Consider the following 12,588-nt stretch of genomic DNA (forward strand, 5'->3'; position numbering starts at 1 on the left):
GGCAATAAGCACTCTGAAGACAGCCCTTGAAAAGGAAAACTACCCTAAAGTGATTTTGCATTCAGACCAGGGGGTACAGTTTACTTCATGGGAATTTGTAAATTTTTGCAAAGAGAATAATATAACACAAAGTATGAGTAAGGCTGGCTGTCCTTATGATAATGCTCCCATGGAAAGATTTTATAACACTTTCAAAAGCAACTTTTATAACATAACTTCATTTTCAAATGTAGAGATGATAGATGAACTAACTATTAAATACATAAATTGGTATAACTATGTTCGCCCTCATTCATACAATAATTATTTAACACCAATGGAGGCTCGTTACAGGTAGGTATTTATCGAACAAAGTGTTACAAAAAAGCTTGACCACAACACGTCCTTTGTCTGCTCTTCGTTTTTCTATCAACCCTGCTGATACAAGTTCATTCATGTTACTCTTGATAGCAGATACGCTTCTGCCAAGTTCCTGCGCCAAGTCCTCAAGCTTGTATAACACATAGACTCTTCCAAACTCATCCACGCGATTATTACTGATGGATAGATTAGTTCGATTGAGAAGCTTTGCATATAGAACTAAGGCAGTGCTGCTTATTCCAATTCCATATAAGTCATTAGGAACAACGGAGTAATTGGTAAGCTTCGTTTTTACATCTACAAATCTCAATAGTTGCTCCACCATCCTCCCGTCTTGTTCAGATGATGGGTTGACTCGTAGTTTTCCAGACAGTTCTTAAGTCTTTCATACAAATCATTGAATTCATCAATTGGAACTAACATACACTTGTGATTCTTACCTTCAATCTCTGTAGTAATGAACCAATGACCAGAGACCATTTCCTGCGCAAGCATTCTGCGAATTCGATACTCTCTCCTGATTCTCTGGAACGGATTCCACCAACGTTTCAGACGTTTGATAGGCGAATCCATATCATTGGCTAAATCCTTCATACAGTCAGTTCCAATGCTAACGGTATCCAGATTCATGATTCGCTTCTCGCAGAACCCTGATAAGCGCTTACCTCGATAATAAGAAAGTCTCTCTTCCAAGTCTTTCATCTTCTCCTCGGATTCTCTTTTCTGCTTATCGAGTTCATACTGTAAATTTCTAATCTCATACTTGGCATCACTCAAGTCTGTTTCCAATCCTTTGATTTCATAAAATCTTTTGTCATACAAATTCCAATCAAAGAGCAATTGCAAATTCTCCTCGAAGTCAAGGATTTCCTCCTTATTCAGTTCCATAGTTTCCGCTTCCTCATCTACGATAATCATCCCAGGATTACCTCCTCTGATTGCCGTAATATAGGAACACGCCGTTGACTCTGGTTTGTGACAATCCAGCATCAAATGTGCTTTGATATCGTCAAACGATACCGGACCATCATACAACAGTTCATAAATCTCGTTGTAGCTATATACATGCTTCAACTGTTCCACTAATTCCATAATTCATCATCTCCTTTCACCCAAACTGAAATTAGTTGTAATTTATTGCTTACATAAGGTACTTGGAGCCTCAAAAAGCTGATTGCAAAAAATTCTCAAAACTTTTTGTAATTTCTCATCCGCTCCTTTCACAATACATTTGGGTTGAAAAAAAGCTGATTACTAAATCTGGCGCAAAAAAGTTGCAAATTTTTTAAAATTTCCTGTACTTTATGTTCGGACATTCCGAATTCATGCTTCCGCCACCTACGGAAAATCTGAATTCGAAACTCCGGGCACGCAAAAAGAGCGATGGCCATTCCATCGCCCTTTCGGATAATCTGAATACTTTATTTCATTTTTCTTCTCAAATTGTGTCGGAACACTTCATATCTCGTTCTGCAGAGACTCTGCAAAATCGCCTAAAGTTCTGTTCGGATGATCCAAATAGCGAACTCAATGTTTTAGGCGAATTTTCCAACAATCTAAACGCTTGCCGTGAAAGCCTAGTAAAATCAAGGCTTGCAGCAACTTTACAACTGATCTTCCAACAAGTGGATTTGGTCATAAACTAATAACAGGATACGCATAAAGTTGTATGGCAATTTACGCAAGAAAGACGTTCTCCTATGTCGTCCGCAAAGGGAATTCCCTTCCCCTAAATATGGCAAAAGCACTTCTGGTCCAATGGACCAAAAGTGCTTAACTGTAAATTGAGACAAGTTTTGGTCAAGTTGACCAAAAGTACTTATCTCTTAACCACAAAACACATTAACGCTCCATTAATTTTCTGCTCAAATCTCTTACTTGTCCAATTTGCTTTTCGAACATCACATCCCACAATCCCAAGCACTTTTCTGCTACATCCTGATCTAATCCATTGTCTGAATTAGCAGTTTCATCATATAATGCAATTATGAGTTTTGAAATATCGCTTTCTATTCCCCATTGAGTTGCTAGTTCTTCCAGAGGCGTACTAAGTACATTTTCACACAAAGCAATTATTACTTCAGCATAGTCTTTTACTGAGCATGCATTCTCTTCCAAAAAATGCACAAATGAATAAACCATTCTTTTACTTACCTTTGATTTCATAATTTCCCTTAGGAATTCCGAATCACACCCTACATCAACAAGATTATCATAAAACATACTACCTAATGGCATTTCAACATCAACCTCAGAATTCTTGTACTTCAAAATAATTGCTTTACCTATTTCACGATATTCATCGAATCTAAGATATATGACCGCCATATGTAAAATCGCCTTTACTTGTTCTTCATTCAGTTGCTCCATATTAGACATCACATCTTTAAACTCGTTATACCTAATGTAAAATTCACAAATCGAATATCCACCCATTTGCACAAGTCGCTTATCATTTGTCTCAAAACACCTTTGAATTATCAATAAAACACTCTCTTTATATTTGGAATATAATCTAAAAAACATACCCTTCGAATCATAAAAGCCTGCCATTCTAACATCCGACTCATACACACGAAGTATTCTTTCTTCTGCCCATTCTCTATCAATATTATATATAGGCCATAATGCATAAAAGCAAGCCATTCTAACAGCCTCATCATCATCTAATGTGAGTTTATCTATAACATCTTTAAACTCTACAAACAACGCTTGATTATCCCATAGAAGATGACCTATTGCACTTATTGCATGACCTCTCATACAATTTAAAGATCTGCTTATCAACTCCTCACAATTCAATTCCTTATTATCTTTTATTTCCTTCTCTTCTTCTCCTTCTTCATAGTAAACAGCAATTTCCTTTAATTTCTCTATCACCTCATCAGACCAAGAATAAATCTTTACTTTTTCAATTATTCCGCAAAAATGTAACGCCCTCTGACTTCTCATATCACAAGGAAATTCACTAAACATTTGCTCCCAAAGATTTTTCTCAACTAGTTCAATAGCATCTGAAAACTCAGCACCCGAATACATTGCATCGATATAAGCTGGTACAACATTTTCTTTATTTTCAATGACAATTTTTATCATTTCAACAGGCTCATCTTTCACCGCAGACTGAAAATCTCCTACATACATGCTTAGTGAACTTTCTATAAATCCACCGTCCACTTCTTTCCAGTGTGAGCGATTTCTATCGGCTATTTTATCGTTTGTAATAATTTGTAGCCATTGTTTTTTTCCTATCCTTTTACCAGCAACAGGTGATTTTACCCAACCCGAATGTCCATCTCCATTGATATACCGGTCTGTTTTTCCTTGAAATTTTCTATCAAGCACATTTAATAAATCCCTATACTTGGATGTGAGGCGTTCATGCGTAACGCACTGTAATATATGATACTGAAAATCTCCCCAAAAGCTCCAATATACGCGTGAATATTCTTTTTGTTGATTATACTCTATTCTCCGCTTATACCATTCAGAACTTTGTGGCGAAACATATTTTTCCACTGCTCCAAGAAATGTATTCAGACACTCTTCTGTGCAATATTTAGTATGAACCTTAAGGGCTTTCTTGACTAATTCTAATTGATCCTCTGCTCCACTTGTGCGATCGAATATCTTTTTATCAAAATCTCCCGTTAAATATTCAACAACCTGGTTACTATATGATTCTGGCAGAAACTGCAAACCATGCAAAATTAATTCGTTAAAAATAGCATAATTCCTCCCCATATAAGGAGCATAATATTTCCAAAAATATTCCGCGTCTGTCGCGATTATCGCAACATTAGCCTTTTTCAACAACTCAACAGCCGCTCTTTCCAAACTCCTACGCTGAAAAAAACTTCCCGACCAATCACTAAAATATAATTCATCTGCATCTTGTAACGGAATATATTGTGTCAATTCATCCAATACATACTTAGCCTCTTGCAACAAATATGAATCTGTTATAGCAAGAAGTTCTTCCTCATATCGATACACATTTTTTGCCTTAGATATAATTTTATTTTTTAACCAAAACGATATCAGTCTAATCGTTCTTGATTCGCAATGCTTCATCATTGCTTTAACATCTATATACAGTTCCTGTGACCATACTGGATACTTATTATAAAACAACATTCTTAGTTCAAACAGCTCGTCACTTTCTTCCATGATATCATGCAAAAAGCATCCCATAAATTTTTTATCATCTTCTTCGTTTACAAATGAATGTTTTTTGATAAACGCAATGTCTTCAATATCCAAGTCCGGACTAATACTTTTAAGCAAAACAAAGACAGTACTTTTCTTTTTATCATCAGAAAACCACTGTTCCAAGATTCCGGATTCTCTTAATATAGTAATGTACGCATGTCTTCCGCACACAACATTATTTACAAAATAATCACGTTTGCCTTCATCTTTACATTCTCGTTTTACATATTCTACAATCTTCTCATCTGGTTCGGATACTTGTCTCAAAATCTCATAAAATACATATTTTACATAAAATCTTATCTGTAAAGATTCTAATAATTGGATTCCGGCAGATAAAAAATCACCACTATCATAATCAAGCAAATTTTGCAAAAACATTTGAACCTGATAACGTTTACCTGGCGTTTGCTTATTTATTTCTCCTACTATCTGTTCAATTTTATCTCCAGCAAAAAACTGCTCTGTCATCCTATTTGAAATAAAATAATCTAGAATCGATTGATGAACAAATCCAATTTTTTGTCCATCTTTTATAAGCAATTCCGCATATACCAAATAGTCAAGTCCTCTTTCATCTACATTTAAGATTCTTTTTGGAGCGTATAGACGTCCTATTTTATCTAATACATCCACTGTATAATGCACTGTATCTCTAACTACTTTTTCATCTACACCAATGCTGTTACTTTTTTTGCAAATTTGCTGAAACCAAATATCTATCAAATGACTAGTTGTCGTACAATCACCATATGTTGCCTCTTCATCTAGATGTTGCCATATATAGAGATTACTTGGCACTTGTAACAAACGCCTTGTTTTTAACGTTAAGTCCTCATATTTTTTCCCTACAACCCTTTTCACAACATTTTCATCAAAATCTTTTATTACTATTTTTTTCCATTCTACTCGATGAGTATCATCACCTTCTCTTTCAAACAAAGATTTAATATTGTTGTCATTGCGCAAATCATACTCTCTGCACACAAACACTATCACAATTTTCTTTGCTCTCTCATCGTTCAGATACCTAACTTGCCTAATCATTTCCATACAAACTGCCAATGCTTGGCTTGAATTGGCTTGTGTCCATCTCAATGCATCTAATTGATCCAAAACTAGCACTGCAGTTTTATCTTTAGAAATAGCATTAAGTGCATAAACTATTGAACCTGAAAAACCCAACTCTTGTCCCCAAATTTCGCTATTACCATGAGGAATTCTTCTATCTAGTTTTATCGCAATGTATGGAATGTCCTCTCCCTCACAATAATTCAAAATAGCTTCTGTACATCCACTCTTTCCATATCCTGCATTTCCAGAAATAACAAAAGATTGTTCATCATTTATTGCCTCAATACATTCTCCAAATTCATTTCTGTCAATTAAGCCTTCCTTCAATGGTTTAAAACTGCCTCTGTACTCCCTATTGATTAGTTCAACCTGTGGAATAATACGTTTATCTCCATCCAACATACGCATACGTATGCCCTGTTTTGTAAAATATTCTCTTAACTCTAACGCGGTTATTTCTTTCGCATAGATATCGGAATCAATAACCAATGCGACAAATGCATTGTATACACTCTCTTTATCTGTGGCAAAATAATAACTTATTTCCTGTGATATGCTTTCTTGTAATGTATATTCTGACATTTGTTTAAAACTAGTACGTCGCAAAAAGTCGATACTCTTCGCTACACCTGCAGATTCAGAAACCTCTATCCCCATTCCTTTGCAAAAGTCTTTGTATGAATTCTGAATTTCCTTACCCCGTCTCCCTTAATTAAAGATATTGTTGGGTAAAAAAGAAAGGTCAGTCGATTTTGCCGATGAAGCGGTAGTAGATTTCTACTTCCTGCTCACGGCTTCCGTCCTCGCCCTTGACAGCTTCGTGGACGGTTATTTTTTCAATTAGAGTGTTCAGAAGTTCGGCGGTCAGCTCCACAGGGTTGACATACTGTTTCATCAGGGCAATCCACTTTTCAGCATCCGCTGCGGTCTGTACGGCGGCTTCCATCGTTTCGTGAAGCTGTCTTATTTTTGTTTCAAGCTCCTTTTGCTCGTTCTGGTACTTCTCGGACAGCATATTGAAGTTATACTCGGTTATGCGTCCGGCAGACCAGTCCTCATACATTTTAGCAAACAGCCCGTCAACCTCGGCTTTACGCTTCTCTGCCTTTTTCAGCTCCGCAGCCTGCTTTTTCTTCGCAGAGTTTCTTTCCCTGTCGCTGGCATTGAGCAGGCGTTTCAGCAGCTTGTCCTCGTCTTTCTGTGCCAGCATAGACCAGTATTGCAGTCTTGCAAGCACATAGGCATACAGTACATCATAGCGGATATAGTGCATGGAACACTGGCGTAATCCCTGCCCGTTCTTGCTGCAATGGTAGTACCCGTATGGGTTCTTATTCTGCTTGTTTTCCCCATAGGCTAAAGACCATCCGCAGTCTGCACATTTTATCAATCCTGCGAAAATCTGTGTCGTACCGTTTCTGCGTTTCCTGCGTCTGCTTGCAATCAGCTCCTGAACTTTTTGGAACACTTCTTCAGAAATGATGGCTTCGTGGGTATTTTCCACACGATACCATTCTTCCTGCGGCTTCCGCACCTTTTTCTTGTTCTTGAATGAAATGTTGCTCTGCTTGTTGTGAATGCTGTGACCGATGTAGGTTTCCTCTTTCAAAATGCTCTTGACCTGTGCTATCGTCCACGCATAGGCTTTTTCTGCGGGCGCACCGGCGTAGATATTGGCGAAAGTCCCGTATCTTTCATAGTTCAGCCAGCCGGGGGTAGGTACTTTTTCCTCCACCAGAATCCGTGTAATGCTGGCGGCTCCACGCCCGTGTACAGCAAGGTCAAAAATCTTCTCTACAATCCAGCGTGTTTCCGGGTCGATCAGAAGATGACCTTTTTTGTCCGGGTCTTTTACATAGCCCAGCGGTGCATAGGCTCCATAGTGTGCGCCATTGGCAAATCTTGTGTGCATGGCAGCCTTGACCTTTTTGCTGGTCTGTCGGGCGTGCATTTCATTCAGGATGTTTAAGAACGGTGCAAGCTCGCTTTCTCCGTTGATGGTGTCCACATTGTCATTGATGGCAATGTAGCGTACTCCCTTGCTGGGGAAATAGATTTCCGTGTACTGACCGGTCAGGATATAGTTTCTTCCCAGACGGGATAAGTCCTTTGTGACAACGCAGTTGATTTTCCCGTCTTCGATGTCATCAATCATCCTTTGGAAACTTGGACGCTCGAAATTTGTCCCACTCCATCCGTCGTCAATGTACTCGTCTACAACGGTCAGCCCATGCTCTGCGGCATACTGTCTAAGCATCATGCGCTGGGTCTGGATACTGCCGCTTTCCCCCTGTAATTCATCGTCACGGCTCAATCTCAAATATAGTGCAGTGTTATAAATCGTTGTATTGTATGGTTGTTTCACGGTTAAAAATCCTCCTTCTAAAAGAAACAACCCACGCTTATACAATACTCGCTGGTACAAGTATATCATAAGCGTGGGCTGATTGACAGTCGTTATTCCGTATTTTTTCAGGAAGCGGCGGCAGCGTGCTGGATCACATCTTCCAGCAGGCTGTCAAGCGGCTTCCCATCCTGTGCGAAATGCTCCGATACCTTGATACGGACTTTCCCCATGACAAAATACTGGGTGCCGTCTTTTTCGGTAAGCAGGGTGCCGCTGTTTTTGTTATTGCTCTCGTTTTTGCTTTTTGCCATAGGCAGTTACCTCCATAAATGAAATATGCCCGACAAGGGAATGTCAGACAGGTGTACAGCCGCAGACTGTCTCCGTGTCAACCAAACCGTGTCAACCGGCAGAAAAGACTTTGAAAACAATCCATAGGCGCTCTATTATTACTTTTTACTTTTTCTTTGATTTCTTGGTTGACATGGTTGACAAAGGAGAGAAATGCCCCAAATATCAGGCTTTTCCCCGTCAACCGGCTGTCAACCAAAGCGTCAACCAAACTGTCAACCGGTGGCTTTTCAGAATGGAAGTTCCATTTGCCGGGCTTCTTCTTCCGTGATTTCCTGAAAACCGTCCCCCTCCGGCGGAGCTTGGTTGACACGCTCCCAGCCTTTTTGAGAACCGTATTTCTTATACCGCTTCGGGCTTTTGTAGGCTACCCAGCCCTGTATGATGCCGCCCGCAATGCCGGTATTCATAATCTCGCAGATTGCCCGTGTCTCCCAGTCTGCCGGGGAATTTAAGTTCCCCAGCGCTTCCTCATAAAGCTGCTTGGAACATACCCTGTCGCCGGTGTAGTCCTCCAAATAGGCGTAGATCATGCCGGCCTGTGTGTCTTCCTGCATAAAGTCCTGCTGGTGGGCGTTCAGGTATCGGTTCATTTCCATGCTGAATGACAGCTTATACTTCCCACTGCGATAAACCGTCATGGCTTCCGCCCACATCTGTTCGATATACGCCCTCGCCGCCGCTTCATCGTCCAGTATGTGAACCTCCGCCCGTTCCGGGTACACCGTCACGGGGAGAAAGCGCCGGTTGCCGGTGCGGTCACGGGGCAAAAAGTCCTGCCGGTTGGTCGTCCCTCCAAATACACATTGCCGCAGCCGGTCTGCCGGATGTGTCTCATACGGCACTTTGTAGGTTTCTTTCTGGCGGCTTAAGAATGACTTGATTTCCTCAATACTCTTGGCGTTGGCTGTGGCAATCATCTCCGACATCTCGATAATCCAATGCCCTTGCAGCTTGCGGTACACATTTTCATCGTCCAGCTTTTTCAAATCGTCTGAAAACCATTCGTCCCTGCCTGCCAGCAGCCGGAAAAAGGTAGATTTCCCGGCTCCCTGACCACCAACCAGACAGAGCATGACCTCAAACTTGCTCCCCGGTCTGAATACCCGCCGGATGGCTCCCATCAGGAACAGTTTCAAGGCTTCATAGGTGTATTCGTCCGTATCGGCTCCCAGAAAGTGATGCAGGGCGTAACGGATGCGCTCTGTGCCGTCCCATTGCAGGCTGTTCAGGTAATCCCTGACTGGATGGTAGCGGTTTTCATTGGCAACAATCTTGATGGCGCTCTGCACCTTTTTCTCGCTGGTAAGCCCGTAATTTTCTTCCAGATACAAAAGCAGGTAGTTCATGTCCATGTCGGTCAGCGTGGTACTGGTGCGCTCCCAGCCCAGCGGCTTCACAATGTCAATCTGCTCCGTCAAAAGGTTCAGGCGCAGCGCCCCGCGAAACAGAGGGTCACGCTGGAACACCGTCAGGCAGTTTCGGATGCTGTTCTTCACGCCGCCTTTCTGCGTCCCCTCTAATGTTTCCCGGATTTCTGCCGGTGTCTGCGCCGGTTCCATTGTGTCCATCGTCCTTTTGACCGCTTCCTGCGTTTCCGGCGGCAAGCTCTGAAATTCGCTGTTCAAGCCGCAACACCTCCTTTCCCTGTGCGGCGATCAATGCCGCTTTTTCTTCTATTTCTCCGTATAACAAAATATCCAAAAGGTATTCTGTGTAGCTTATCCTCTGCAACGCTTCCACAAAAAGAGGATGCCAGATGGCATCCTGCGGCTGTGGGGCGTGTGCTGTTTTCCAATGCTCCAGCAGGCGCAGATAATCGCATAGCACCCGGAAACAATACCGTTCCGTTTCCTGAAATCTCTGCTCCGCTGATTTTTGTCGGGGCTGTGACCTGTTGTGACGCTTCCTATCTGGCGGCGCATTGCCGGATTTCTCATAGGAAACGCCGAAGTCCTCCGCAAGCCTGACCGCAGCTTCCCGTTTCCCCAATCCATGCAGCAAAGCGGCAAAGTCGATCACATCCCCGGAAGCCCCGCAGCCGAAGCAGTAAAAGCGGCTGTCCACTTTCATGCTGGGCGTGCGGTCATTGTGGAATGGACAGCAGACCATGCCGTTTCTCCCCACCCGGATTCCATAGAATGAAGCAGCCTGCCGGGTGGTAACAGACTGTTTCACCGCTTCAAATACATTCAAATGCTCCCTCCATAAAAATACTGGTAGCGGTAAAGCTGCCGGTTATATCATAGCTCCATCTCATGTTTCTTTCTCTGTACTGCCTGTGGCTGCTCCCTCCGGCGCAGTGCGGTATCTACGGCGTTCTGCACCTGCCGTAGCCGTATGACTTCCTCCCGGAGTGGCTTGTGCTGCGGAGACAGTTCGGCATACTCTGTTTTTAACTGTGCGTATTCCTGTTTCCATGCTTTCAGGGCAATGGGTTTTCCGTCCAGTTTTTCTTTCAAAATACGGCGGGCGGCATAAAACAGCCGTAACTCCGCATCGTGGGATGTTTCAAATTTCTCCCTCTGTTTCTTAAACTTGATATTGTTCAATTCCGTATGAACAGGTTTTAGCCGCTGGTAATTCTCGCCCTCCCGTATCAATTCCTGCAATTCCTTTATCCGGGCAGATTTCTTTTTCATGGAGTCGCTTAACGCTTCAAATTCTTCGTTGACAGAGGAAAGACGCTCCTGCAAATCCTCTAATGTGAGCAGCTTGTTTTCCGTCAGATAATTGACGGCTTCGGCAAACTGCTTTAAGTTTCCGGTTCTGGCTTTATTGCTCCATGCCCCTGCGTTGCGCTGGTTGTAATAAGCGATCAACAGGTCGGCAAGGCTCGGTGTCTGCGGTTTGGAAAGTTCTTCTTTTACCTCTGCCATCCAGACAAACAGGGCTTTGATCTTCTTCCTCACATCCTGCATGAGCCGGTTGGTGGCTTTAATCCAGCGGTTCAGTTCCCCTTTCTCGGTGCGGATGCCCTTTGCTTCCATCTGCCGGACATTAGCTCCCTCGTGGACAGTAGGTATCAGGTCAAGCCCCTGCCGCACATAGGAACGGTGGTCGATACGCACATCCAGCCCTTTTTCCTCAAATTTTGTATTAACGGCAGCCGCCCACTGCTCCCGCCAGTGTTCCAGCGTTTCCGGCTCATGCCAGTCTGTTGTATGGACAGCGTTAAACATATAATCGCCGTTTTTATCCCGGATTCGGTTTCCATCTTCATCAAGAAGATATTCCCGACGCTGTTTTTGTCCCCATGTGCCATCCGGGTTCAAAGGGCGCATGGTTGTCATCACATGAAAATGCGGGTTAGGGATGCCGCCGTCCTCTTTCTCCGGGCTGTGAAAAGCAAGGTCGGCAATCATGCCTTTTGTCACAAACTGCTCCTGTACGAACTTCCTCGCCAGCTCCATGTTTTCTTCCAGCGTCAATTCATTCTGCATGGCAATATCAAAGGAATAGGCAAGCTGTGCTTTTGGATGTTTCTCGCAGTTCTCCACAGCATTCCAGAGGGTCGCCCGGTCAAGATATATTTCCGGCGCATGGGGCGGCAGCATGATTTCCGAAGCGATCACGCCGCCCTTTTTGGTGTAGTCGCTGACTTCTCCATAGTAGCTGCTGTAAAGACGCTCCCCGGCTCGATAGGCTGCGCTGGCAATGGCGCTCTGACCGGCGCTGCGCTTGATCTGTGCGATTGAAAAATGATAAAGTGCTATCCTTAGTCACCGCCTTTCTCCTGCCCGGAAATACGGGCGTGGTTCTCTGTGGCAGACCGGATGAAATGCTCCGCCTGCGGCAGATTCAAAATGCTTTCCATGAGGGAATAAAATTCCGCTTCGGATAGCTCCTTTGTCTGTGGTGCAATGCTCTCAATAGCTGCCCCACGGGTAATCAGCCGGTGCGTCCTCTGTTTCCGGGAACCGCTTTCCAGATACGCCTGCCGGTTTTTCAAACGCTGCATTTTCCGTTTTTCCTGTTCCAGCAGGACAGTGGTTTTTTCATATTCCTGCTTCAACTGTTCCAAAGATTTTTCCATGTTCTCACATCCTTTGCTGATAAGATAAAGAAAGACCATCCGCAGACAGTCCGTGTGTCAGTGCTTCTATAAAACCCGATGAAAAGGGAAAACCGCAGAGCGGATTTCTCTTTGCGGCGGGTACACAGGGGATAGCCGCTTTAGCGGCGCAAGGGGGTGTAGCCACCTTGTCGGAGCGAAGCGAACGCAGACCTCGGATTGCTGATTT

Annotated in this window: 9 protein-coding genes and 2 pseudogenes; 2 read left to right on the forward strand and 9 right to left on the reverse strand. The window is 43.0% G+C overall.

The genetic code is table 11. The annotated features are described in order from the left end of the window. A pseudogene (locus BM157_RS13285) lies at window positions 1-197 on the forward strand (DDE-type integrase/transposase/recombinase); the annotation flags it as partial. Then, a pseudogene (locus BM157_RS13290) lies at window positions 179-337 on the forward strand (integrase core domain-containing protein); the annotation flags it as partial. The pseudogenes BM157_RS13285 and BM157_RS13290, both read left to right, overlap by 19 nt. Here BM157_RS13290 and BM157_RS11040 read toward each other — a convergent pair. The 9 genes from BM157_RS11040 to BM157_RS11080 form a co-directional block, all read right to left on the reverse strand. After that, window positions 308-670, reverse strand: a complete 363-nt coding sequence (locus BM157_RS11040) for a replication initiator protein A (RefSeq protein ID WP_318255950.1) — start codon at window positions 668-670, stop codon at window positions 308-310. The pseudogene BM157_RS13290 and the gene BM157_RS11040 overlap by 30 nt on opposite strands. Then, window positions 667-1,452 (reverse strand): hypothetical protein, encoded by a 786-nt coding sequence (locus BM157_RS11045; protein WP_090141168.1) that lies wholly within the window; start codon window positions 1,450-1,452, stop codon window positions 667-669. The genes BM157_RS11040 and BM157_RS11045 overlap by 4 nt, the downstream gene beginning before the upstream one ends. Before the next feature lie 750 nt (window positions 1,453-2,202). Next, on the reverse strand, window positions 2,203-6,303 hold the full coding sequence (locus BM157_RS11050; RefSeq protein WP_090141170.1) for a hypothetical protein: 4,101 nt from the start codon (window positions 6,301-6,303) through the stop codon (window positions 2,203-2,205). Between the two features lie 85 nt (window positions 6,304-6,388). Beyond that, complete coding sequence (locus BM157_RS11055; protein ID WP_008791695.1) at window positions 6,389-8,011, reverse strand: recombinase family protein; 1,623 nt, start codon at window positions 8,009-8,011, stop codon at window positions 6,389-6,391. A 107-nt stretch (window positions 8,012-8,118) separates the two neighbouring features. Then, window positions 8,119-8,304, reverse strand: coding sequence for a hypothetical protein (locus BM157_RS11060; protein ID WP_004849804.1), 186 nt, complete (start codon window positions 8,302-8,304; stop codon window positions 8,119-8,121). Between the two features lie 270 nt (window positions 8,305-8,574). Next, window positions 8,575-9,915: a virulence-associated E family protein gene (locus BM157_RS11065; protein WP_009321442.1), complete on the reverse strand. Its 1,341-nt coding sequence runs from the start codon at window positions 9,913-9,915 to the stop codon at window positions 8,575-8,577. Continuing rightward, a complete protein-coding gene (locus BM157_RS11070; RefSeq protein WP_014079457.1) occupies window positions 9,800-10,540 on the reverse strand; it encodes a CHC2 zinc finger domain-containing protein in 741 nt (246 codons plus the stop codon). Before BM157_RS11070 ends, BM157_RS11065 begins: the two co-directional genes overlap by 116 nt. A 47-nt stretch (window positions 10,541-10,587) precedes the next feature. Next, window positions 10,588-12,060: a MobQ family relaxase gene (mobQ, locus tag BM157_RS11075; RefSeq protein WP_074104019.1), complete on the reverse strand. Its 1,473-nt coding sequence runs from the start codon at window positions 12,058-12,060 to the stop codon at window positions 10,588-10,590. Window positions 12,061-12,062: 2 nt separating this feature from the next. After that, window positions 12,063-12,380: a DUF3847 domain-containing protein gene (locus BM157_RS11080; protein WP_008816380.1), complete on the reverse strand. Its 318-nt coding sequence runs from the start codon at window positions 12,378-12,380 to the stop codon at window positions 12,063-12,065. Between the last annotated feature and the right edge of the window lie 208 nt (window positions 12,381-12,588).

It is taken from the genome of [Lactobacillus] rogosae (genome assembly GCA_900112995.1).
Lineage (GTDB): Bacteria > Bacillota > Clostridia > Lachnospirales > Lachnospiraceae > Lachnospira > Lachnospira rogosae.